The 22,201-nt window shown below is 61.5% G+C and carries 22 protein-coding genes, 1 tRNA gene and 1 pseudogene; 12 read left to right on the plus strand and 12 right to left on the minus strand.

Annotated elements, in window-relative coordinates:
- Positions 1-2 precede the first annotated feature (2 nt).
- Genes LC298_RS00470 through LC298_RS00480 form a run of 3 tightly spaced genes read right to left on the minus strand, consistent with a single transcriptional unit; the run spans position 3 to position 3,090 of the window.
- Entirely contained in the window at positions 3-389 is a 387-nt protein-coding gene (locus LC298_RS00470; RefSeq protein ID WP_131565639.1) for a DUF4870 family protein, read from the minus strand.
- Positions 390-406: 17 nt separating this feature from the next.
- Positions 407-1,645 carry a glycolate oxidase subunit GlcE gene (glcE, locus tag LC298_RS00475; protein WP_131565637.1) on the minus strand — a complete coding sequence of 413 codons (1,239 nt, stop codon included), beginning with the start codon at positions 1,643-1,645 and terminating at the stop codon, positions 407-409.
- A gap of 2 nt (positions 1,646-1,647) precedes the next feature.
- Positions 1,648-3,090: an FAD-binding oxidoreductase gene (locus tag LC298_RS00480; RefSeq protein WP_131565635.1), complete on the minus strand. Its 1,443-nt coding sequence runs from the start codon at positions 3,088-3,090 to the stop codon at positions 1,648-1,650.
- Positions 3,091-3,334: 244 nt separating this feature from the next.
- On the opposite strand from LC298_RS00480, the pseudogene LC298_RS00485 reads away from it, so the two are divergent.
- Positions 3,335-4,349: pseudogene (locus LC298_RS00485) on the plus strand (LysR family transcriptional regulator).
- Positions 4,350-4,359: 10 nt separating this feature from the next.
- Here the strand turns inward: LC298_RS00485 and LC298_RS00490 are convergent.
- Both LC298_RS00490 and LC298_RS00495 read right to left on the minus strand, forming a co-directional pair.
- Positions 4,360-4,719, minus strand: coding sequence for a DsrE family protein (locus tag LC298_RS00490; RefSeq protein ID WP_131565633.1), 360 nt, complete (start codon positions 4,717-4,719; stop codon positions 4,360-4,362).
- 68 nt (positions 4,720-4,787) lie between these two features.
- Positions 4,788-5,057, minus strand: coding sequence for a nickel-binding protein (locus LC298_RS00495; RefSeq protein ID WP_131565631.1), 270 nt, complete (start codon positions 5,055-5,057; stop codon positions 4,788-4,790).
- 149 nt (positions 5,058-5,206) lie between these two features.
- On the opposite strand from LC298_RS00495, the gene LC298_RS00500 reads away from it, so the two are divergent.
- Positions 5,207-6,085 (plus strand): LysR family transcriptional regulator, encoded by an 879-nt coding sequence (locus LC298_RS00500; protein WP_131565629.1) that lies wholly within the window; start codon positions 5,207-5,209, stop codon positions 6,083-6,085.
- A 28-nt stretch (positions 6,086-6,113) separates the two neighbouring features.
- Here the strand turns inward: LC298_RS00500 and LC298_RS00505 are convergent, their stop codons facing one another.
- Positions 6,114-7,421: a DUF3422 family protein gene (locus LC298_RS00505; protein ID WP_428977529.1), complete on the minus strand. Its 1,308-nt coding sequence runs from the start codon at positions 7,419-7,421 to the stop codon at positions 6,114-6,116.
- Between the two features lie 209 nt (positions 7,422-7,630).
- Between LC298_RS00505 and LC298_RS00510 the strand changes: the two genes are divergently transcribed.
- Positions 7,631-8,425 carry an FCD domain-containing protein gene (locus tag LC298_RS00510; RefSeq protein WP_131565625.1) on the plus strand — a complete coding sequence of 265 codons (795 nt, stop codon included), beginning with the start codon at positions 7,631-7,633 and terminating at the stop codon, positions 8,423-8,425.
- 106 nt (positions 8,426-8,531) lie between these two features.
- On the opposite strand, the gene LC298_RS00515 is transcribed toward LC298_RS00510, so the two are convergent.
- Positions 8,532-9,800: an alpha-hydroxy acid oxidase gene (locus LC298_RS00515; protein ID WP_131565623.1), complete on the minus strand. Its 1,269-nt coding sequence runs from the start codon at positions 9,798-9,800 to the stop codon at positions 8,532-8,534.
- A gap of 122 nt (positions 9,801-9,922) precedes the next feature.
- Positions 9,923-10,078 carry a hypothetical protein gene (locus LC298_RS00520; protein ID WP_158284688.1) on the minus strand — a complete coding sequence of 52 codons (156 nt, stop codon included), beginning with the start codon at positions 10,076-10,078 and terminating at the stop codon, positions 9,923-9,925.
- A gap of 176 nt (positions 10,079-10,254) precedes the next feature.
- On the opposite strand from LC298_RS00520, the gene LC298_RS00525 reads away from it, so the two are divergent.
- From LC298_RS00525 to LC298_RS00560, 8 genes are all read left to right on the plus strand, one after another.
- A complete protein-coding gene (locus tag LC298_RS00525; protein WP_131565622.1) occupies positions 10,255-10,914 on the plus strand; it encodes a hypothetical protein in 660 nt (219 codons plus the stop codon).
- Between the two features lie 32 nt (positions 10,915-10,946).
- Positions 10,947-11,684, plus strand: coding sequence for a 16S rRNA (uracil(1498)-N(3))-methyltransferase (locus LC298_RS00530; protein WP_131565921.1), 738 nt, complete (start codon positions 10,947-10,949; stop codon positions 11,682-11,684).
- Positions 11,685-11,779: 95 nt separating this feature from the next.
- Complete coding sequence (locus tag LC298_RS00535) at positions 11,780-13,153, plus strand: glutamate--cysteine ligase (protein WP_131565620.1); 1,374 nt, start codon at positions 11,780-11,782, stop codon at positions 13,151-13,153.
- 74 nt (positions 13,154-13,227) lie between these two features.
- Entirely contained in the window at positions 13,228-15,342 is a 2,115-nt protein-coding gene (locus tag LC298_RS00540; protein WP_131565618.1) for an EAL domain-containing protein, read from the plus strand.
- Between the two features lie 133 nt (positions 15,343-15,475).
- The gene (locus LC298_RS00545; RefSeq protein WP_131565616.1) at positions 15,476-15,853 is read left to right on the plus strand and encodes a response regulator; all 378 of its coding nucleotides are present in this window, start codon (positions 15,476-15,478) and stop codon (positions 15,851-15,853) included.
- 288 nt (positions 15,854-16,141) lie between these two features.
- Positions 16,142-16,513 (plus strand): DNA-binding transcriptional response regulator, encoded by a 372-nt coding sequence (locus LC298_RS00550; protein WP_131565615.1) that lies wholly within the window; start codon positions 16,142-16,144, stop codon positions 16,511-16,513.
- Positions 16,514-17,029: 516 nt separating this feature from the next.
- Complete coding sequence (locus tag LC298_RS00555; protein WP_131565613.1) at positions 17,030-17,221, plus strand: hypothetical protein; 192 nt, start codon at positions 17,030-17,032, stop codon at positions 17,219-17,221.
- Between the two features lie 231 nt (positions 17,222-17,452).
- Positions 17,453-18,352, plus strand: coding sequence for a DUF937 domain-containing protein (locus LC298_RS00560; protein ID WP_131565611.1), 900 nt, complete (start codon positions 17,453-17,455; stop codon positions 18,350-18,352).
- 60 nt (positions 18,353-18,412) lie between these two features.
- On the opposite strand, the gene LC298_RS00565 is transcribed toward LC298_RS00560, so the two are convergent.
- On the minus strand, positions 18,413-18,799 hold the full coding sequence (locus LC298_RS00565) for a rhodanese-like domain-containing protein (RefSeq protein WP_131565609.1): 387 nt from the start codon (positions 18,797-18,799) through the stop codon (positions 18,413-18,415).
- A 19-nt stretch (positions 18,800-18,818) separates the two neighbouring features.
- Positions 18,819-19,712, minus strand: a complete 894-nt coding sequence (locus LC298_RS00570; RefSeq protein WP_131565607.1) for an MBL fold metallo-hydrolase — start codon at positions 19,710-19,712, stop codon at positions 18,819-18,821.
- Positions 19,713-19,830: 118 nt separating this feature from the next.
- Here LC298_RS00570 and xseA point away from each other — a divergent pair, with 118 nt between their 5' ends.
- Entirely contained in the window at positions 19,831-21,405 is a 1,575-nt protein-coding gene (gene xseA / locus LC298_RS00575) for an exodeoxyribonuclease VII large subunit (RefSeq protein WP_131565919.1), read from the plus strand.
- A 22-nt stretch (positions 21,406-21,427) separates the two neighbouring features.
- Here the strand turns inward: xseA and LC298_RS00580 are convergent.
- Together LC298_RS00580 and LC298_RS00585 are read right to left on the minus strand one after the other, a co-directional pair.
- Positions 21,428-21,504 (minus strand) — tRNA-His (locus LC298_RS00580).
- 184 nt (positions 21,505-21,688) lie between these two features.
- Positions 21,689-22,150, minus strand: a complete 462-nt coding sequence (locus LC298_RS00585) for a phasin (protein WP_131565606.1) — start codon at positions 22,148-22,150, stop codon at positions 21,689-21,691.
- Positions 22,151-22,201: the final 51 nt, after the last annotated feature.

Consider the following 22,201-nt stretch of genomic DNA (forward strand, 5'->3'; position numbering starts at 1 on the left):
GGTCAGATCCACCAGGTCAGCGGATCGGGAATCGGCTCGTTCCTGTTCAGCGCCATCATGCCCTTGACCATGCGAATGACCGCCCAGACGACAACCGCGATCATCAGCGGAAAGCCGACGGCGACCATCGCGAGCACCATGGCGATCGCGCTGTAGAGAAGCCCGATCCAGAAGGTTCGGATGAGCCAGGTGTAATGGCTTTCGACAAAGCCGCCGGCCTTGCCGCGATTGATGTAGGCGATCACCACGCCAATCACGGCTGTGATGCCGATAAGGGCCGAAGCGAGATAAAGAATGTAGACTACAAGCGCATTCGAGGGACCGGGCTCAAGCCATTTGTCGGTTGGGCGCGGCGCTGGTTTTTCGGCGGGGGATTGCGGATCGGTCATGACAAACTCCGGTGGTTTCAGGCGGCCTTGCGGTCGCCATCGAACACCATTCTTCCGGGATTGAAAACACTGGCCGGGTCCATCGAGGCCCTGATCCGTTCGGATAATGCCGCAACTGCCGGGGCGAGTGGCTGGAAGACCGGAAGGTTGGCCCGGACCGCCTCGTCCGCGCGCATCAGGGTGGCATGACCGCCGCCATTGGCGGCGATCGCATCCCGGATGATCGTGGCGCCGGCATCGTCCGGTGTTCCGCTCAACTGCAGCCAGACGAGTCCGCCCTGCCAGTCAAACCAGAGCTCTCCCTCGAGCCGGCGGCGTATCGCGGCGGCGACGTCCGCTCCCCACACCGGCGCAACCGAGATGCGCCACAGCGGCGCGTTGCTTGCGGCGAAAGGCGCCACGTCCGACAACGACTGCCAGAGAGAAGCCGATTGCCCTGTATCGAGGGTACTCGTCTCGCTTCCGGGCGGCAGGGCGGCCCGCAACCGCTCCAGCCGTGCTGCGACGGAGTCCTCGAATCCCTCGAGCCTCAGTACGGTCGCGGACTGGCCGTCGAACGGCATCCCGGGCATCCGTGTCGCGATCGCTTCGGGCAGATGACTCGCACCGGACACGTCGGCACTGGTTCCCATCGCGGTGGCCATCAGGGACGCCGCTTCCTTCGCTGTCCCGCCATGGACGACGAGCGTTGCCTCCGTCGCGGCGCGCGGCAGCACCTTGAACGACACTTCGGTCAGCAACCCCAGAGTACCCCAGCTTCCGGCCATAAGCTTCACCAGATCGAGACCGGTGACATTCTTCATCACCTTACCGCCGTTCTTGATGATCTCGCCCCGACCGTTGATGAACCGGACGCCGAGCAGGCTGTCGCGCGCAGCGCCGGCCGAGATCCGGCGCGAACCTGAGACATTGGCGGCTGCGATCGCGCCGATCGTTGGAGCGCCGTTTGCGCCGAACAGTGCCCGCCAGTTGCCCGGCTGGAACGCAAGCACCTGATTGTTGGACGACAGGGCCGCCTCGATTTCGGCAACCGGCGTTCCGGCTCTCGCCGTCAGCACGAGTTCCCCCGGATTGTATTCGGTGATGCCGGTCAGTCCGGCAGTCGACAACTGGCGGTCGGCACGTGATGGCTGACCGATCCCGCGCTTCGTGCCGCCTCCGACGATCTCGAGCGTCCGGCCGCCGGCCGCCGCCTGCCGGACGATTTCCGACGCCTCTTCCTCGGATGTCGGCCGCAAGGTCTCCTCACTCGCCATACTCAGACCGCCTCGCGCATTTTCATTTCCAGGGGGAAGACCTTGGATGGGTTCATCAGCCACGCCGGATCGAAGGCGGCGCGCACCCGCATCTGCTGGTTGAGGTCCGTTTCGGTGAACTGGTGCAGCATGAGATCGCGTTTCTCGATGCCGACGCCGTGCTCGCCCGTCAGGCAACCGCCCGCGTCGACGCACAATTTGAGAATTTCCATGCCCGCGGCCTCGGCCTTCTCGGCTTCGACCGGGTCATTGACGTCGTAGAGAATGAGCGGGTGCATGTTGCCGTCGCCGGCATGAAAGACATTGGCGACGCGCAAGCCGAACCTGTCGATGATCTTCGACGTCTCGCTGAGCACGTGGGACAACTGACCGAGCGGCACAGTGCCGTCCATGCAGATATAGTCGGCGACGCGTCCGGTTGCTCCGAAGGCCGACTTGCGGCCCTTCCAGATCGCCGCGGCCTCCATTGCCGACTGGCTTTCCTTCACCCGCTTGACGTTGTGGGTCTTGGCGATGGCGATGATCTTGCGCAACATCGCATCCATCTCGTCGTCGGAGCCCTCGACCTCGACGATCAGCAGCGCCTCGACATCCATTGGGTAGCCGGCATGGGCGAAGGCCTCGCAAATGTCGATCGCCTCCTTGTCCATGAATTCGATCGCGACCGGGATGATTCCTTCGGCGATGATGTCGGCGACGCAGGCCCCCGCAACCTCGGAGGAGTCGAAGCCGAACAGAACCGGACGCGCCCCTTCCGGCTTTGCCAGCAGGCGCACCGTCGCCTCGGTGATGATGCCGAACTGGCCCTCTGAACCGCAGATCAGCCCGAGCAGGTCGTAACCTCCGGAATCGAGATGCTTGCCGCCCAGTTCGATGATCGTACCGTCCTGAAGGACCATCTTGACGCCAAGCAGATTGTTGGTGGTCACGCCGTATTTCAAGCAATGAGCACCGCCCGAGTTCATGCCGATATTCCCGGCGATCGTGCACGCAAGTTGGGACGACGGATCGGGCGCGTAGAAGAATCCGTCCGCTGAAACCTCGTCGGAAATCCGCAAGTTGGTGACGCCCGCCTGAACGCGCGCCGTCCGGTTGGCGAAGTCCACATCGAGAATACACGACATCTTGGAGATGCCGATAACGACCGCGTCCTCCTGCGGGATCGCGCCGCCGGCCAGCGACGTGCCGGCCCCGCGCGGCACGACCGGTACGCCCTGTTCGGAGCAATATTTCATCACCGCGGAGACCTGCTCAGTCGTCTCCGGGAGCACGACAGCCAGCGGAACGCGGCGATAGGCGGTAAAGGCATCGGTCTCGAACGGGACGAGTTCCCGCTCCTCGGTCACGAGACAGTCGTCCGGAACCAGCCGCGCCAGGCCGGAGACGATTTGCTCCCGCTTGGCAAGGACGCCGGCATGCGGTTCCAGAAAGCGAATTGTGCTCATTGACAGATTCTCCCGTTACCCTCGACGGCTCGCCGGGCAAAGTGGTAAATCTTTTTTACCACTTTCACACCAGTGCGGCAATGGGCGCGGAAAAGCTGCACCCGGCGGGGAATGTGATCCGTCCCCGCACCTTCGTCGTAGTGAAGGAGGCGTCCGGAAAATGCGGGCTCCAGGCTGCGAGGCCATGGAGGAGCGCCTCCCGCGTCACCCGGTCGATGGAAGAGAAACAGAGAACTGGAGCCTCATGAGTAATTTTGGAGATCTGGAAATCTTCGCCCGTGTCGTATCGGCGGGCAGCATGTCCGCGGCCGGGACGCGAACTTGGCCTCTCGCCCGCAGTGATCTCCAAACGGCTGCGCCGGCTCGAGACCCGCCTCGGTTCACGCCTGCTCCAGCGCACCACCCGTCAGATCTCGTTGACAGAGGCCGGTCAGGGCTTTTTCGAACGCGTCGTCGCAATTCTCGCTGGCGTTGAAGAAGCCGAGGCGTTTGTCTCGCGCCGATCGACCAAGGCGCAAGGCACGTTGAAAATCACTGCTCCGACGTCTTTCGGACGAATGCATATCGCGCCCCATCTCGCCCGATTCATGGCAGAGAATCCGGACCTCGCCATTAATCTCACGCTGTCCGATGATCTCGTGGACATCGTCGCCGAAAGCTACGACGTCGCTATACGCATAGCCGAACTCGCAGATTCGAGCATGGTGGCGCGCAAGCTCGCTCCGGTGCGACGCATATTGTGCGCCGCCCCCGACTACCTAAACAGGCAGGGATATCCTGCGTCGTTCGATCACTTGAGCGCGCACAACTGCCTGAGCCACGTCGCAGGCGAAACGTGGCGTCTCGTCGGACCGAAGGGCCCCGTTTCGTTACGGCCCGGCGGCTCACTGACAACGAATTCCTCGGAAGTGGTCCGGGAAGCGGTGCTGGCGGGCATCGGCATCGGCTTGCGGTCCACTTGGGATATTGGGCCCGAGATCGCGTCCGGAAAACTCGTTCAGGTGCTTCCCGAGTACGAGGGATCGCGCGACATCGCTGTTCACGCGATCTATCCGTCACGTCAGTTTCTGCCCGTGAAGGTGCGGCTCTTCATCGATTTTCTCGCCGATATCTACGGCACCCTTCCGTACTGGGAGAAGGGCTCTCCGGGAGAGCCACACGATGAAGGGCCATTCGCAACAAGAGCCCGCGAGGACGGCGCCTCGCGGGACGGTGACCCGGCTGTCGGGGCAACAGAGCCGGATCGCGTTGACGGATAGACGGGTTCGTCTAGTAGCAGAGAACGCAGTCAGCTTCCCTGGCCAAGCGCACCAGCACATCGGGCATCGCGAAACTGGCTGGCCGCTCCGCCAGGATGGAATCGTCGTATCCCCTCGCGGCGGCCGACTTTCCTGAGAGATAATAGGTGCCACCCGCCTTCTCGATCCGCTGCAGGTGATCCCTCAGCCGGCCCGTACCCTGTCCCTCGAGCGAGGCGATGGTCTCGGGCGCGAAGAGATGAACCGCATCGCCTGCGAGAAAGACACTGACGTCTTCTTCCTCCGCTGCCGTTGCCGCGACAAGAAAAGCGAGCGTCGCTTTAGTCGGGTCCTGCGGACCGGTGTGCACGTGAACCAGCATTTTGGTCATGGCTTCTTCAGCGCTCCCGTTGAAAAGGTCCAAGGCCCGCTTCATGATGACCGGAAGGGCGATGCGGCTTATGCTGCGGGCGTCAGATCCAGCGCCGGCACGACCCGGTCGTAGGGGATGCCCGCGTCATCGTTCAACTTCTCGACGTCGCCTGGCTTCTCGGCCTCGAACAAGCACATGCATCGCCCGTCTTCGGGCGCGAATGTCGAGCGGATATAGCCGATTGTCGTTCCCTGCGACGTCATCTCTGCCGCCTTGTCGATCGCCGCGCGCTGCGCTCCCGCGAGTTCATTCAATCCGATCCCCTTCAGGGATCTCTCGACCATATAGACGTTCATGCCAACCTCCCTTTCTCGTGTGCCGGATTATGGCATTGAGACCTGTTTGGGCGCGTTTGAACACTGCCGAATAACTATCGATCGATGCCTTCAGGTTATGGTGAAACAGGGTATGCTGTACCCCGGGGGCAGGCAGGGAGGCGCGGCAGATGGAAATGCACCAGATCCGCTACATGCTGGCGGCAGCGCGTACATTGAATTTCACGCGCGCCGCGGAGGAATGCAACGTATCGCAGCCCGCGCTGACCCGGGCGATAAAAGCGCTAGAAGGAGAACTGTCAACGCCCCTGTTCCATCGGGATGGGCGACGGGTAATGCTGAGCGATTTCGGGCGATCGGTGTTGCCCAACATGCAACAGATTTTGCAGGAGGCCGACGCGGCGCGCGCGATCGCCGAAAATTTCCGGCTGCTCAACAAGGTGCCGGTGCGGATCGGCGTGTTATCCACCATAGGGCATGTCCGCCTCGCACGCTTCTTCGCCCGCCTGCAGAAAGACTTTCCGGGTGTGGAGATCGCGGTGAGCGAGGGCAGTCTTGAGCATTTGCGAAACAAACTTGAAAACGACGATCTCGATCTTGCAGTGGTCAATCCGCTGGATTGGCCCAGAGACGAACTCAGGACCATCGAGTTGTACCAGGAGCGGTATGTCGTGATCATGCCGCCCGATCACCGGCTGGCGCAGTTCGACGCGATCAAGCTCTCCGATCTGTCCGGAGAAGCCTATGTGGACAGGCTATCCTGCGAGATGCGCGAATTGGTGATGGCGGCGTGCGAGTCGAAGGGCGTCGAACTGTATGCCCGCTTCCGGTCCGAGCGTGAGGACTGGATCCAGGCAATGGTGATGGCGCATATCGGGTTCGCGTTCATGCCGGAATATTCGATCACGCTACCGGAACTCACTCAAAGGCCGTTGACGGAACCCGCAGTTTCGCGCACCGTCGCACTGGCAAGCCTGCCCGGACGGCCTCATAATCCCGGGGCCGCCGCGATCATACGGGCCGCACAGATGTTCGCCTGGCCCGGGTGACATCCCGACACCCCGCCGACGGCCTCGATCAGTTGCCGGGTTCCGCATGGCGTTTGCGGATGCCGCGGACGAACGCCCAAATCCCGAGCACGACGATCGGAACGGCTGCGGCCGTTATCAGCGTGTCGGAGATACCGAACCGCTCATTGTCCATTCCCTTGGCGACATATCCGATCAGCCCGACCACGTAATACGACACCGCGGCAACGGAGAGACCCTCGACGGTCTGCTGCAAGCGCAACTGCAGCTTGGCGCGGGTATTCATCGAAGCGAGCAGATTCCGATTCTGCTTCTCGACGGCGACGTCCACCTTGGTGCGGAGCAGTGTCGCGGCGCGCGCAAGCTTGCGTGACAAATTCGCCTGGCGCTCCTCCATCGAACGGCAGGTGCGCATGGCAGGCGCCATACGTCGCTCCAGGAATGATCGCCACGTGTCATAACCGGCGACAGGTTCTTCGCCCAAGGCGTCCAGCCTGTCATCGACAATCTCGTGATAGGCGCGGCTGGCGCCGAACCGGTAGAGGCTCGCCGCGGCGTCGGCCTCCAGTTCCGCCGCAAGCGAGGTGATGTCGTCCAGCAGTTGCTCGGTTTCGTCAGCTTCCACCGAGCGCATGCGGTTGGTAAGTGTGGCCAGTTGATCCTCGGCCTTGCGCATCCGTGGGGACAGGCGTTGTGCCAGGGGAAGGCCGAGCATGGCGAGCGTGCGGTAAATCTCGATGTCGAAGAGACGCTGCGCGAGCATCCCGGTGCGCTGAGCCGACATCCCCTTGTCGAGGACAAGTATCCTGGTCAGGCCCGAGGAATCCTGCCTGAAATCAGTCGCGATAACCGCCGATCCGCCTTCGACCCATGAACAGCAAAGCGTTGCCGGATCGAAATCATCGATCAATTTCATCGCAGCGGCCGAATGTTTGCGCACCTCCATGCGAACCCCCGCGATCAGCGTTCCGGGCGCGGGAAACTCCTCGCCGAAGGGATGCCCGGTGAGCGGATCGCCAAAGCGACGCGGCAACGGCCCTTCCCAGAGATATGTCGAAGCCTCCGTGTGGCGTTCCCATCGCAGGCTGCCCTTGCCGGTGACGATCGTGTGGTGACGGGCGTTGCGCTCTGGCGGCGAAGCGCCGTGGCGGCGCGACAATTCGGAAAGCACGGCATGATCGACGGTGGCCCCCCCCTCGGTCATGAAACAGAGCTTGACCAGGACCCGGGGGGCGGTGATCGAAGGGGCTGGCCGGGAGTGGATTTCCCCCAATGCAGCCGCCCGGTGGGCATGAAGCGGAAAGCCAAAGGCGCCACGGCGCGCCGAAGCTTCCGCGGCCGCCTCGGTGTCCGAAATCCCGGTCGATGTCCTAACCACTTCGTTCATGCGTCCCGTCCCTGTGACCGTAGGCCGCAAATATATCCGAAATTCTCTATTTGACACTTTGTGCGCCGCAAAATTGTTTCGCCATGCACAGGGGACAACGCGAGTGGTAAAGTGGACAACAAAATTGACCAATTGTCCGGATAGCCGCTACGCTTTCCGCGATGCCAGTGGAGCAACCGATGCCAGCAAACTATTTCAGGCCGATCGATCACATCCGCACAGCCGACGAGGTCTGCGCGCAAGTGGAGACGCTGGTGCTGGAGGGTGTTCTGCGCGTCGGCGACAAGCTTCCGGGCGAGCGCGAACTCGCCCGCCAGTTTGACGTATCTCGTCCGGTTCTCAGGGACGCCATCAAGGAACTCGAGCGGCGCGGTCTCATCGTGACCCGCCATGGCGGCGGGACATTCGTGGCTGACGTCATTGGCGACGTATTTTCCGAGACCATGCTTGAACTGATCGCCAAGCATCCGAAGGCAACGCGCGATTACCTGGAATACCGGCGCGATGTGGAGGGAATTGCCGCGGCCTATGCCGCCGAACGGGCCACGGAACACGACAGGAAACTTCTCACCGATGTGATCGAGCGCATGGAAGCGGCGCACGCCAAGGACAGTTTCCAGGAGGAGGCATCGATCGATATCGAGTTTCATCATGCGGTCTGTGAGTGCGCCCACAACGTCATTCTCATGCACACGCTGCGTTCGTGCTACCGGCTTCTGGCAAACGGGGTCTTCTTCAGCCGCTCCCTGGTCTATGGCCATCCCGGCGCTCGGGAAAAACTTCTGAAACAGCACAAGGCCGTCTACGAGGCGATCATGGCGAGCGATGCGCCGGCCGCGCGGCGCGCCGCCGAAGCGCACATGGAATTCGTCGAGCGGTTCAGCCGCGAGGCCGAACGGGCCAAATCCTGGGAGGCGGTGGCGCGCATGCGCCATGCGCAGCGGCTCGATCAGCCGGACGAAGCCGCCGGCTAGACAGTTTCGTTCGGGCAAGGCCGCGCCGCTGTCTGGAGGTTAAGTTAAGGTAGTCCTCGGCATACCTCTTGAGTCGGCCGAAATGAGTCCGCGAACACCCTAGCTGTCACGACGCTCGTGATTTGGCGGACGTCTGTTTCCGCGACGTCGGCCGCGCGGCCGTGGCCTTCGGCTTGGCCGGGGTCTTCCGCTTTGTCGCAGATTTCGCCTGCAGCGTCTTGCGCGCGGTCGAAGGCGGGTTCAGCAAATTGTGGTGGCCGACGTTCGCGATGTCGGTCTCACCGCAAAGCGCCATGGTCAGATCCAGTTCCTTGTGCAGGATATCCAGCGCCTTGGTGACGCCGGCCTCTCCGGCGGCCCCGAGCCCATAGATGAATGCGCGGCCGATATAAGTGGATTTCGCACCAAGCGCGATGGCCTTGAAGATGTCCTGGCCGGACCGGATTCCCGAATCGAAATGCACCTCGATCCGGTCGCCAACCGCGTCGACGATCGGCGCCAGCATGTCGATCGAAGCCGCCGCCCCGTCGAGTTGTCGGCCGCCGTGATTGGATACAATGATTGCATCAGCGCCGATGTCCGCGGCGATGCGCGCGTCCTCGACGTCGTTTATTCCCTTCAGGATCAGCGGCCCGTCCCAGCGCTTCTTGATCCATGCGATCGACTCCCAGTTGAGCGTGGGATCGAATTGCTCGTGGGTCCACTCCGAAAGCGAGGACATGTCGCTCACGCCCTTGGCGTGGCCGACGACGTTTCCGAACGAACGGTTTGTCGTGCCGAGCATGCCGAAGCACCATTGCGGCTTGAAGGCGAGATTTAAAATGTTGGCGAGCGTCGGCTTCGGCGGAGCGCTGAGGCCGTTCTTGATGTCCTTGTGGCGTTGGGCGAGAATCTGCAGATCGAGCGTCAGCACCAGCGCCGAACATTTCGCGGCCTTCGCGCGATTGATCAACGCCTCGGCGAACTCCCGGTCGCGCATGACGTAGAGCTGAAACCAGAACGGTTTCGTCGTGGCTTGCGCGACGGTCTCGATCGAGCACACGCTCATGGTCGAAAGCGTAAAGGGGACGCCGAATTTCTCGGCGGCGCGAGCGGCGGCAATCTCGCCGTCGGGGTGCTGCATGCCGGTCATTCCGACCGGAGCGAGCGCAACAGGCATCGACACGTCCTGCCCGATCATCTGCGTTCTAACCGACCGGTTATCGATATCGACCGCGACCCGCTGCCTCAGCTTGATTCTTGAGAATGCATCGGTGTTGTCGCGATAGGTGCCCTCACTCCACGAGCCCGAATCCGCATAGTCGTAAAACATGCGCGGCACACGGCGCCTTGCGCGCTTTTGCAGGTCGTTGATGTCGGTAACTTTGTCGAGCATTGACGGAAGCGCCCCCGGATGAATTATCCGATGGTCATACCGTCAAGCCGAAACAAGGGAAAGATGCCGCATACCAGACCTTGGAATAACCCGGTGGGACGGCGTGAGGCCGTCGCTCGAAGTCAGCGGCTGGCTGAAACCGGGGAGACCACGGCCGAAATGCCATAGCCGTCAGTCGGAACCTTTCCGGCCATAGCGCCATCCGTATATACAGCGAGACCCCAGAACGAGATGCCGAAAAGCGTGGCGGCGGACAAGAAGACAGTGCGAATAGACATTTTCCAACCTTGGCAGTTTTTCTTCGCGGTACACCGCCATCCAAGCACATCGAGCGTGATTCCAGCGTGATGGGAGTCACATTGCGTTGATGTGCGGAGCGCGCTGTAGCCCCTTCATGCCAACAACGCCAGTGCTATAGGTTCGGTTCCCGACAAGTTCCTCGATGGTTGCAATAATGCCACTGGAGAACCGCGTTACACCGTCCGGAGAAATCGTCGCTGATCCGGCGCGCGGCCTGTTTACCGGCAATCGCGGCATCCTTCACGATGCGGCGACGCGCACGCTCGATCCACGTAAGCGCTGGACGAGCAAGGCGTGGATATGCTGCGTATGCAACTGGCGCGGCCGGCGGCGCGACGTGATGGGGTTCAACGGGAGGAAGGGCCGGGCGGGCTGGACCGAACTCTTCTTCCTCGACGAGGCGACCGCGCTCGCAGCCGGCCACCGGCCCTGTTTCTCTTGCCGGCGCGAAGATGCGAAGCGGTTTCAGGCTGCATGGGCGGCGGGAAACGGCGGCGGCCTGCCAAAGGCTAGGGAAATCGACGCGATCCTTCACGCCGAGCGGCTCGACAACCGCAACAAGCGCCTGCATCCGCTGCCATGCCCAGCGATAGACCTGCCCGACGGGACGGTGGTGGCCGGTGGCCGAACCCCCCTGCTCATCCGCAACGGGCGCGCGTGGCATTGGTCGTTCTCGGGCTATTCCTCGCCACGGCTTCCTCCCGCCGATCTCGTGCTGCTGACGCCGCCCTCGACCGTGCGGGCCCTGCGTGCCGGTTACTCGCCGGTGATCCATTCCTCGGCGCTGCACTATCCGCCGGCAGCCGGGAATTGACCTTTGCCGCGCCCCGGTCCATCCGTTTTCCCATGCGCGCCAACTATCGCATGCATCGCCTTTTCATCGACCGGCCCCTTGCGGCCGGTTCGCTCGTTGATCTCGACAAGGCGCAGTCGAACTACCTCCTCAATGTCCTGCGCATGGCGGAGGGCAGCGAACTTCTCCTCTTCAACGGACGTCATGGCGAGTGGCGGGCGGTGGTACGGCAGACGTCCAAGAAACAGGCCGAGCTCGAATCCGTAGAACAGGTCCGTCCGCAGCCCGTGCCGTCCGGCCTCGTCTACTGTTTCGCGCCGCTGAAATCCGGCCGGCTCGACTACATGGTGCAGAAGGCGGTGGAGATGGGTGCGGGCGTGCTTCAGCCGGTGATGACGCATCACACCCAGGTTTCGAAGATCAATGTCGAGCGCATGGCGGCGAACGCCGTAGAGGCAGCGGAACAATGCGGCATCCTGGCAATTCCCGAATGCCGCGAGCCGGTAAAGTTCGACAGGCTGCTTGGCGCTTGGGACCCGGAACGGCGACTGATCTTTTGCGACGAGGATGCCCGCACCAACAGTCCGCTGGTTGTTTTACAGAGGCTTGAACGCGGACCGATCGGCGTTCTGATTGGGCCGGAAGGCGGATTTTCGGACGCCGAGCGCGAGCGGCTGCGGGCCCTGCCCTTCGTTACCGCGATCCCGCTCGGACCCCGGATCCTGCGCGCCGATACTGCATCCGTCGCCGCCATGGCGGTGATCCAGATGACCGTTGGCGACTGGAACTGATTCAATTTTCCTTGAAACACCCTGAAGAACTTTGCGCTTGCCCTGCGTGCGCCGCTCGTCCATCACACGCACCGAATTGCACCGGGAACTGCCTCATGGCGCGCGATACCACTGACGAAACCCCGATAAACTCGGTCGACGACCTGGCCGGATATCTGGCGTCGGGATGCAAGCCACGAGAGCAGTGGCGCATCGGGACCGAACACGAGAAGTTTCCGTTCTTCATCGAGGACAACAGCCCCGTCCCCTATGACGGCGAGCGTTCGATCCGTGCGCTTCTGGAGGGCATGCGGGAAAAGCTCGGCTGGAGCCCCATCATGGATGACGGGCGCATAATCGGCCTTTACGAGCCGACGGGAATGGGCGCCATCTCGCTCGAGCCGGGCGGCCAGTTCGAGCTCTCCGGAGCCCCGCTCGAGACGATCCACCAGACCTGCCGCGAATCGAACGCCCACCTGTCGCAACTGCGCACGATCGCCGATCCTCTCGGAATCAAGTTCCTCGGTCTCGGCGCGAGCCCCAAATGGACGCTGGCCGAGACACCCCGCATGCCGAAATCGCGCTACGACATCATGCGCGCCTACATGCCGAAGGTTGGCAGCCAGGGTCTCGACATGATGCACCGGACATCTACGATCCAGGTCAATCTCGACTTTTCGTCCGAAGCCGACATGCGTAAGAAGATGCAGGCTTCGTATCGGCTTCAACCGATAGCGACAGCCTTGTTCGCCAACTCACCCTTCACCGAGGGCCGGCCGAATGGAATGGTCTCCTGGCGCGCCGATATCTGGCGCGACACCGACAATGACCGGGCCGGCGTGTTGCCGTTCGTATTCTCTGACGATTTCGGCTTCATAGATTATGTGGAATGGGCGCTCGACGTGCCTATGTATTTCGTCCTGCGCGAAGGCCGGTACCGCGATTGCACCCATGTGACTTTCCGCCAGTTCATGGGCGGCGCGCTGGAAGGCCAGATCCCCGACGCCCGGCCGAACATGGGAGACTGGATCAACCATCTCTCCACCGTCTTCCCGGAAGTGCGGATGAAAAAGTTTCTCGAGATGCGCGGCGCAGACGGGGGGCCCTGGCGGCGTATCTGCGCTCTACCCGCCTTTTGGGTAGGACTGCTCTATGACGAGGAAGCGCTTGAAGCCGCCCATACATTGACCAAGAGCTGGCGCTACAAGGATGTCGTGGCGCTGCGCAACGCCGTCCCGCGCGAAGGCCTGCACGCTAAAATCCACAACCAGACTGTCCGCGATATCGCTTACGAGGTGCTTGCTATCGCGAGGGCCGGTCTCCAATCGCGCGCCCGGCTGAGCGCAGAGGGCTTCGACGAAGCGCATTTTCTGGCACCGCTGGAAGAGATTGTGGCGCGCGGAACCACAGCCTCGGAGCAGATGGTGACACAATTCCACTCCGTGTGGGGGGAGTCGATCGAGCCGATTTTCATGGAATATGCGTATTAACCGCCCGGAATCATTGCCTTAACCGAACATTTTCCTTTCCAGCGCTATAACCGCACAGGACGGGATGAAATGAAATGAGCACTGACAGAGCGACCAGAGCGGTGGCGGACCGCCGGTGGGAAACGGCGCTCGACATGGCACGCCTTGGCGTGTGGGACTGGAATCTGGTCGCCGGCGACTGCTTCTACTCGGCTTCATGGAAGCGAATGCTCGGATATGAGCCCGAGGAATTGCCGGATGATCCCGATCTTTGGCTTTCACTAATCCATCCCGATGACCGCGACCATGCCGTCGAAAGCGGCGAGCGCCACATCAAGGGCGAGACGGACGCGATCGACACCGAATTCCGGCTTCGCCACAAGAGCGGCGACTGGCGCTGGATCATTGACCGCGGGGGCATCATCGAACGCGACGCCGCTGGAACGCCGACGCGGATGATCGGCGTCCAGACCGACATCACCAACCTCAAGAATGCGGAGCGGGAACTCGGAAACCTCAACGAACGCTTTCAACTGGCGCTCGATATCAGCGGAATCGGAATCTGGCATTTCGAGGTGGCATCCGGAAAAGTCTTCTGGGATGCCAGAATGCGCGAAATCTTTGGACTCGGTCCTGGCCCCGAGGAAGTCCCGCCCACCACTTGGCGGGAACATCTGCACCAGGACGATGCCGCCGAGATCGAGCGCCGAACCGAAATGCAGGTCGGGGTCGAGGGCACCCTTCATCTGAGGTATCGCATCGTGCGCCCGGACGGGACTATCCGGCACATCGAGTCGCTGGCGCAGTACGTTGTTGGCGATGGCGGTCGGCTGGTCGGGGCGATCCGCGATGTCACCGAGGAGGAAGCGCGCCAGCGCGACCTCGCCTACGCCGCTCGTCATGATCCATTGACCGGGGTTCTGAACCGCGCGGCCTTCGACGAGGAAATCGGGCCCCGCATCGCAAAGGCGGCCGAGACTCCGTTCGCGCTGTTTTACATCGATCTAGACCACTTCAAGGGTCTCAACGACTTCGCAGGTCATGCCGCCGGCGATGCGGCGCTGAAATCCGTTACCCGGAATTTGCAGGCCGCCCTCCCCCCAACGGCGATAATCTGTCGGCTTGGCGGCGATGAATTCGCAGCGGTTGCAGAGGTGAGAAGCACAAAAGCGGCGGAGAGGATTGCCGCAGAGCTTCTGGAGGCGGTGCGCGAGAGCGAGACCGGAAGCAGCAATTGGAGGCACGGGCTCGCCGCCAGTATCGGCGTTCGCTACGTGGAAGACGCCGGTGTCCTCGCAACCGACCTTCTGGCACAGGCGGACGACGCCTGCTATGCGGCCAAATCCGCCGGCCGCAACGGATACGCGCTTGCCCAGGACATCGATGATCGTATTCGCAACCTGACCGCGGTGCGACTGGTGTCGGATATCGCGGATGCGATGGAAGAGAACCGGATCAAGCTCTTCGGCCAACAAATTCGCTCTATCGAGAGCCCGTGGACCCCACAAAGGCGCATCGAGGTGCTCGCGCGCCTTGTCGACGAATGTGGGAACGTGGTGTCACCTGCCCATTTCATTCCGGCGGCCGAACGCTTCGGCATGGCGGCGACACTGGATCGCTGGATCTTCAGGCAGGCTCTGACGCAGTTCGAAGATTACCTTCGGGATGATCAGGGCATGATGCTCGGCTTCAACCTTTCCGCGCAAACATTGAGCGCACCGGATCTCTGGAAGTTCGTACAGACGACCATGGAGGAGACCGGCGCGCGGGCCGAAAACATCGTTTTCGAGATTACGGAAACCGCCGCCGTAACGAATTTTCGCGTTGCCGAGCGCTTCGTTCGGACTGTCAGGAGGGCAGGTTGCAGGGTCGCGCTTGATGACTTCGGCGCCGGTCTAAGTTCGTTCGCCTATCTTCGCCGCTTCGCGGTCGACAGCGTGAAGATCGACGGAGCGTTCGTGCGCAATGTCGCGCGCAACAGGTTCGATCGAGCGATCGTTTCTTCGGTCGGCTGCATCGCGCGTGATTTGGGGTTCGACGTCATCGCCGAGAAGATAGAAGACCCGGCCGCCCTTCCGGTTCTTGGCGACCTCAATGTAAGCTTCGTCCAGGGATTTCTCCTGCACCAACCCGAACCGCTCGAGGATATCGCGCGGCGCGAATGGGCAAAGATTTCTCCCCCATCCCGCCGTAAGGTCCAACAACGGTAGATGATTGCGGGTGGAATCACCCACCACCCTCCGCTGTGCACCTCGCAAAAATTGCATTATTGCAGTTAGAATGGACACGGAGCATTACTGATTCGTATTTTAGCGGGTCGGTTGGAAGGCGAGGAAAGCGGAAATGGCAACGGTTCTTGTTGTCGACGACGATCAATTCGACCGGTCGCTGATCGTAAGGAACCTGATGCGCGTGTTGCCTGACGCCGACATTGTGGAAGTCTCCGACAGCGGCAAGGCGGTACAGGTGTTTCAGGACAAGAAGCCGAAACTCGCAGTCCTGGATATCAGGATGCCCGCTCCCGACGGTTTCGACGTGTTGAGCGAAATACGAGCCAATCCCGAGTATGACGGTTGCAGCGTCATTATGCTGTCGGGTTCCACCAGCGCGAATGATGTTCAAAGATCGCGTAATCTTGGGGCCAATGACTACGAGGTGAAGCCCGATTCACTTGGCGGATATCGGGAATTGGCCGAAAAACTGGCCAGCAACTGGCTCTAAAGACTTCAGTCGACCACGGCCCCGTCGACGACGCTAGACAGGAAGCTGCAGAAGTCATCCATGCCCTGCAAAGGGCGCAATCCACGGCCCAGGATCTTCTGCCTGTTAACTAAATATTAACCATCCCAACTGGAAAGATTATTTCCGGAATAAGTCAACATCGGTGGTGAACCAGTAGCAGTGTAGCCTTTCGTGATCTGTCCTGGCGTGTCGCTCAGTCCTTCGCGAATCTCGTAAGCTTTTTCTCGAGTTTTCGAAACGGAACCGCTTGTAGCGGGGGAGGTCCGAATGCCCACGATCCTGTTGATCGACGACGACGAGAACATGCACAAGATATTCCGGTGCTATTGCCGGATGGGCGGCCGCACCGACTACGAGATCGTCGGAGTAAAGACGCTCGAGGCCGGCCTGCATGTAATGCGGCAAACGACACTGGATGCGGTGTTGCTGGACAACCGGCTACAACCGTTTAGTGATATCCGGGAGACCCTGCCGCATATCACGAGCGAAATCGGATCGGCCAAGCTCTACGTGATATCGGCCCATATCGATGAACCGTATCTCTCGGGCCGGGAAATTCCCGGCGTCGACAAGGTCATCGACAAGTTCGAGCTGCGTAACGAGATCACGGGCGGCGTGCTCAATCTACAGGCGGCGTGAAGCTTCATACACCGCTACCATAACAACTGGACGCGGCGCTCGGGAAGCGTTCCGGTCTCCATTCCATGAGTGCAATCGACGCACGGCCACGCACTTCCGTCGTTACAACTTTCGTCAAATTGCCATCCAAACAATGACAAGTCCTTCAGCGCTGGGAGGCTATCGCACTCCCAAAGAAGGAGTCTGTAAATGAGTACGATTTCATCGCTTTCGAGCGGCATCGGCCTTGGAGGCAGCAGTAGCAGCAGTGGTTCGTCGTCATCGGCAGAGGAGACGCAGAGCGAAAGTACGGCCGCAAGCGGAACGAGCACGCAGGGTGGATCAAGCCAGAGCGGCTCCACTTCAAGCACCGGCAGTTCGCCATATGGCGCCGGCCAGACGTCCGGATATTCGGATTCGCAATCCGGTGACCAAAGCGGCTTTGGGCAGTCCGCGTCCACCTCGAGCGAGTCCCCACGGTCGGCCGTCGCGAGGTCTGCCCCTGAATTGAACGAGCCTGCTTCGGAGCCCGGCACGTTGGCCGATGAAGCTAACCTTCGAGAGGCGGCCATCAAGGCTCAGCGTGACCTCATCAGTGAGCAAGCGCTTGCGAAGGTTGCCACCAGCGACGTCGCCATCACGATCCTGACAGGTGGCGAGAGCCAGCCTGCCGATCCAGTTGCGGAGGATATCACCGCAATCGCGGCCGGTTACCGCAAGTCGTACTAACGCCCATCAGGGGCGGGATAGCGAGCACTACGCGTCTTGGCCTCGCCCCTGATAGCCTTTCTCCCTTCCTCCGGGTTTCCGCTTTCAGGTGTAGGCCGATTCCTCGACGGATCAACACGCGATACCCGATCGATCCGGCACGGGCTCGAAAGGGTCAGCTATGGGAGCGCGGCGATTGCCGCCAGCGGATCGCGTGTTATGGTCCGGGTCTCACGATAGGGAGAGAAAGCCATGCTGCCGTTGTTCGAGATGCTGGCGAACGCCCAGAACGGAGAGGCGATCCGCCGTGTCGCGGAGCAATACGCGCTTTCGCAGAAGCAGGCTGAGGAGGCACTGGCCGCGCTGATGCCGGCATTCTCGGCCGGCCTCAAGCGCAATGTTTCCGATCCAACGGGGCTAGCCAGTTTTCTGCAAGCTCTATCGGGCGGACACCATGCACGCTACTTCGAGGATATGGGCCGAGCCTTCTCGCCGGCGGGGATCGAGGAAGGCAACGGCATCCTCGGCCACCTTTTCGGGTCGAAGGACGTCAGCCGCGCGGTGGCGGCACAGGCGGCGCAAATGACAGGGATCGGCCAGGAGGTTCTCAAACAAATGCTTCCGGCCGTTGCCGCGGCCATGATGGGCGGTCTCTACAAGCAGTCGACGGGCCAGATGGCCGGGGCGCCATCGCCTTCAGGGGGAATGACCAACCCGCTCGGTCAGCTGATGGAGCAGATGACCGCCTGGCAGAACGCCATGACGGCGGCATCGAAACCGCAACCGGAGCGGCGCACCACCAGTCCCCTCGACAATCCGTTCGGACAGATGATGGAGCAGATGTTCGGAAACGGCGGCAGGCAAGAGGGTCAGCCTGGCGCCGGATTCAATCCTATGGGTGCGGACAACCCGCTGGGCAAGATTTTCGAGGACATGCTGAAGGGCGGGTTCGGCCATGTCCAGCAGCCCGGCGCGGAGCCGCCGCGCTCCACGCCGGAACCGGAATCGCCGCCCGAGAAGAGCGGCAATCCGTATGGCGAATTGTTCGGTGAGATGCTGGAGGCCGGGCGCAAGTCGCAGGAACAATACCAGCGTTCGATGGAGTCGATCTTCGACCAATATCTGGTGGGCATGAAGAAACGGCCGGACTGAGCTTCATCGTCCACGACCGAATCTGATCGTTGGCCGCCACAGCCGAAATCCCGTACGCAATCAGCTTCCCTTCGGCGTGACGATCTGCGGCGCGCCGGTTGCCATATTCGTTGCGACATGAGGTAGCCCGGCAGACTTCCAGCCGCCGAACCCACCCTCCATTTGGGCGATGCGATCGAAGCCGCTCTCGAGAGCCATCATCGCGACCCTGCGGGACCGCGCGCCAGAGCCGCAATAGAAAACGACCGGCTTCGCGTCGTTTTCCGGCAGGTTCTCGGCCTTGAAAAACGACATGGGCGCCAGCATCGCACCCTCGACATGCTCGAACATGAATTCCGCCGGCGTGCGGACGTCGACGAGGACAATCTTGCCGTTCGCGTAGGCGTCGGCGACTTCCTGCGGTGTCCAGGTGTCGAGTACGCCGTGTTCGGTTTCTTCAGTGTTCATCAGGTTTCCTTTTAGCGGGTCACAAACGGTTGAGCGGAATGCGCAGATAGCTGTGGCCGTCAGCCTCGGTCTCCGGCAGCCGGCCTCCCCGCAGGTTGACCTGCAGTGCATGCAGCATGCGGTCGGGCAGCGGGAGCGTCGCGTCGCGCTTTTCGCGCAACGCCACGAACTCCGCCTCCGAGACGCCGCCGCCAATATGAACGTTGCCGTCCCGGTGTTCGGAAACGGTTGCTTCCCAAGCTGCCTCGTCACGATTGTCGTTGCCGTAGTCGTGGCCGACGAAAAGGCGTGTTTCGTCGGGCAGCGCCAGCAGGGACTGGAGGGACGAATAAAGCTCGCGTGCCGAGCCGCCCGGAAAGTCGCAACGCGCCGTACCTGTGTCGACATGCATAAACGTGTCGTTGACGAAGGCGGCATCGCCGATCACGTAGGTCACGGAGCCGAGCGTATGGCCTGGCGTCAGCATGACCCTGATGCCAAGAGTGCCGAATTCCAGTTCTTCGCCCTCGGCGACCAACCGGTCGAAATGGCTATCGACATCGAAGGCATTTTGCTGGTGATAGAGGTCGCGCCAGAGATCGGCGATGTCGCGTGCCTTCTCCCCAATTGCCGCGGGTGCATTCAGCTTCTCGCGTAGATAAGACGACGCCATGAAGTGATCGGCGTGCGGATGAGTATCCAGAATCCATGCAACGGACAATCCCTTCTTCTCGACGAAAGACAGGATCTCGTCCACTGACTCCGTCGATGTCCGCGCATTGGCCGGTTCGAAATCGAGAACCGCATCGATGATGACGCACGTGTCGCTTTGGGGATCGGCGGCGACATATTGGATACTACCCGTCGCCTCGTCGTAAAATCCGGTAACTTCCGGAGATCCGTTTCCGCGCGATGGGCTTGTCTTTGTCAGCATGTCTCGCTCCAAAACATTCAATATCTGCTATATGAATGGCGCGGTAGCAAATTCGTTCCTGCGCTTCAGGACGAATGCCGCGCTTGACCGCGCACCGGCCATTGGCGTTATTGGCGCAATGTCAATTCCGCCCGGCCGATCCGATTCTGTGCGCTCGAACATCGCCGAATATTCGGTTTCCGAGATTTCGTTCGCCATCAAGCGCACGGTCGAGGACAGGTTCGAGCGCGTGCGGGTGCGGGGCGAGGTTTCCGGTTATCGCGGGCCTCACTCCTCGGGTCATGCTTATTTCACTCTGAAAGATGACAAGGCGCGGATCGACGCCGTCATCTGGCGGGGGGCGTTTTCCAAGCTCGCGTTCAAGCCTGAGGAAGGGCTGGAGGTGATCGCGACGGGCAAGCTGACCACTTATCCCGGCTCGTCGAAATACCAGATCGTCATCGACAATATCGAGCCGGCCGGTGCCGGCGCTCTGATGGCACTGCTTGAAGAGCGGCGCAGGAAGCTTGCCGCGGAGGGGCTGTTCGACACGTCGCGCAAGCAGCTTCTTCCCTATCTGCCGCGCGTGATCGGAGTGGTGACGTCGCCGACCGGCGCAGTCATCCGCGACATCATGCACCGCATCAACGATCGCTTCCCGCTGCATGTCATCGTCTGGCCTGTTCGGGTGCAGGGCGAGACTTCGGCAACCGAGGTAGCGGCGGCGATCGAAGGTTTCAACGCGTTTGACGGTTCCGGCGGATTGCCGAAACCGGACATTCTGATCGTCGCCCGCGGGGGCGGCAGCCTTGAGGATCTCTGGGGGTTCAATGAGGAAATCGTCGTGCGCGCGGCGGCAAACTCAATGATTCCGCTGATTTCGGCCGTGGGACACGAGACCGACTGGACCCTGATCGACAATGCCGCCGACGCGCGTGCGCCGACACCGACCGGGGCAGCAGAGATTGCCATTCCTGTGAAGGCGGAACTGCAGGCCCTCACCGCGCAACTCGGTGCGCGCCTCGGCAGCGGGATCGGGCGGCTGGCGGACCGCAAGCGCGAGGCATTGCGCGCCGCGCGGCGCGGCATGCCGGCACCCGACGGCCTGCTTGCCATGCCCCGCCAGCGGTTTGATGCCGCGGAATTTCGGCTCGGCCACGGACTGAAAGCCGGTGTCACCGCCCGGCGCAATGCTTACGGCCTTCTTGCGAACAGACTCTCGCCGAATTGCCTGACCGCGCTTCTCGACCGCGACCGCTCGGCCTTCAGGCAGCAGGCGCGCGATCTTCCGCGGGCGCTGGAAAATGTCGTGAGCCGGAAACGCGAGGCGCTTTCGTCGCGCGCGTCGCGCCTCTCGATCGCCGGGGTGGAGCGCCAGAGCCGGAACGCTGGCGAACGGCTGTCGATGCTGTCGTCACGCCTCATTCGCGCAATCGAAAACCGGCTCGTCACGGTCAGAGGCGGGCTGGAGCAAAAGGAACGGCTTTTGAAGAGCCTGTCCTATGAGGCGGTGCTGGAACGCGGTTTCGCCCTCGTTCGCGACGAGGCCGGCGTCCCTCTCAAGCGGGCCGCGGATGTGAAGAAAGGCTCGGCGCTGGTCATCGAGTTCGCCGGACGGCAGACGATCGACGTCGTCGCAACGGAACACGGCAAGAAGCCGGCGAACCGGACTTCCGGTCCAAGGAAGCCGCCACAGCAGGGGGATCTCTTCTGACGGGGTTCAAGTCCGCTGAAAATGGTACGAGCGGGTGGATTTGAACCACCGACCTCTGGAGCCACAATCCAGCGCTCTAACCAACTGAGCTACGCCCGCACACAGCGATGGTGCAAGCGCACGCATACCGGTCATCAAATGAATTTGCAAGACCGTCTGAAGCCGGGTTTCACGGCTGCAGAACCGAAAACGAAAAAGGCCGGAATCAATCCGGCCTTCTCGTCATGCGCAGCACCGCGGGGAGGAGCGCGGCGGCGCAACACTTTGGTTGGGCTTGGCCCGATCAGGCAGCTTTGACGTTGGCGACGGCCTTCTCGGTCGCAGCCTTGGCCGGCGCAGAAACGGCTTCGAAGGCGTCCTTGGAAACGTTCTGCAGTTCCTTGGCCTGGTCGACAGCCTGCTCAGCCTGCTTGCGCACGAAAGCGCCCTGGACTTCGAAAGCCTCGGAAACGGACTTTACGCCGAGAAGCTTTTCGAGGTGCGAGAAGCCGGCTTCGGCATTAGCGCGCATGATGTTGATGGCGGTCAACGACAGCTTCCTGCTATGGTCCTGAGCGGACTCGACGGTGGTTTCGACGGTCTTCTGGGCGTCCTCAATCGAGGCCTTCATCTGGTCGTATGCCTCCTTCGACTTCGTCATACCCTGCTCGGCAAAGGTGCGGAACTGGTCGGCGAACGGAGCGGTGTCCATTGCCGGAAATGCGAAGACGTCAGCGGTATTGGTTTTCGTGGTAGTCTTAGCCATTTTGTAACTCCATCGGTGTTTGTGAGCTGCACCCTATATAGCACGATTTTT

It is taken from the genome of Oricola cellulosilytica (genome assembly GCF_019966575.1).
GTDB classification, from domain to species: Bacteria; Pseudomonadota; Alphaproteobacteria; order Rhizobiales; family Rhizobiaceae; genus Oricola; species Oricola cellulosilytica.

Coding starts and splice junctions, on each gene's coding strand:
- LC298_RS00470 (WP_131565639.1), bottom strand. CDS start 389: ATGACCGATCCGCAATCCCCCGCCGAAAAACCAGCGCCGCGCCCAACC.
- glcE (WP_131565637.1), bottom strand. CDS start 1,645: ATGGCGAGTGAGGAGACCTTGCGGCCGACATCCGAGGAAGAGGCGTCG.
- LC298_RS00480 (WP_131565635.1), bottom strand. CDS start 3,090: ATGAGCACAATTCGCTTTCTGGAACCGCATGCCGGCGTCCTTGCCAAG.
- LC298_RS00490 (WP_131565633.1), bottom strand. CDS start 4,719: ATGACCAAAATGCTGGTTCACGTGCACACCGGTCCGCAGGACCCGACT.
- LC298_RS00495 (WP_131565631.1), bottom strand. CDS start 5,057: ATGAACGTCTATATGGTCGAGAGATCCCTGAAGGGGATCGGATTGAAT.
- LC298_RS00500 (WP_131565629.1), top strand. CDS start 5,207: ATGGAAATGCACCAGATCCGCTACATGCTGGCGGCAGCGCGTACATTG.
- LC298_RS00510 (WP_131565625.1), top strand. CDS start 7,631: ATGCCAGCAAACTATTTCAGGCCGATCGATCACATCCGCACAGCCGAC.
- LC298_RS00515 (WP_131565623.1), bottom strand. CDS start 9,800: ATGCTCGACAAAGTTACCGACATCAACGACCTGCAAAAGCGCGCAAGG.
- LC298_RS00520 (WP_158284688.1), bottom strand. CDS start 10,078: ATGTCTATTCGCACTGTCTTCTTGTCCGCCGCCACGCTTTTCGGCATC.
- LC298_RS00525 (WP_131565622.1), top strand. CDS start 10,255: ATGCCACTGGAGAACCGCGTTACACCGTCCGGAGAAATCGTCGCTGAT.
- LC298_RS00530 (WP_131565921.1), top strand. CDS start 10,947: ATGCGCGCCAACTATCGCATGCATCGCCTTTTCATCGACCGGCCCCTT.
- LC298_RS00535 (WP_131565620.1), top strand. CDS start 11,780: ATGGCGCGCGATACCACTGACGAAACCCCGATAAACTCGGTCGACGAC.
- LC298_RS00540 (WP_131565618.1), top strand. CDS start 13,228: ATGAGCACTGACAGAGCGACCAGAGCGGTGGCGGACCGCCGGTGGGAA.
- LC298_RS00545 (WP_131565616.1), top strand. CDS start 15,476: ATGGCAACGGTTCTTGTTGTCGACGACGATCAATTCGACCGGTCGCTG.
- LC298_RS00550 (WP_131565615.1), top strand. CDS start 16,142: ATGCCCACGATCCTGTTGATCGACGACGACGAGAACATGCACAAGATA.
- LC298_RS00560 (WP_131565611.1), top strand. CDS start 17,453: ATGCTGCCGTTGTTCGAGATGCTGGCGAACGCCCAGAACGGAGAGGCG.
- LC298_RS00565 (WP_131565609.1), bottom strand. CDS start 18,799: ATGAACACTGAAGAAACCGAACACGGCGTACTCGACACCTGGACACCG.
- LC298_RS00570 (WP_131565607.1), bottom strand. CDS start 19,712: ATGCTGACAAAGACAAGCCCATCGCGCGGAAACGGATCTCCGGAAGTT.
- xseA (WP_131565919.1), top strand. CDS start 19,831: ATGTCAATTCCGCCCGGCCGATCCGATTCTGTGCGCTCGAACATCGCC.
- LC298_RS00585 (WP_131565606.1), bottom strand. CDS start 22,150: ATGGCTAAGACTACCACGAAAACCAATACCGCTGACGTCTTCGCATTT.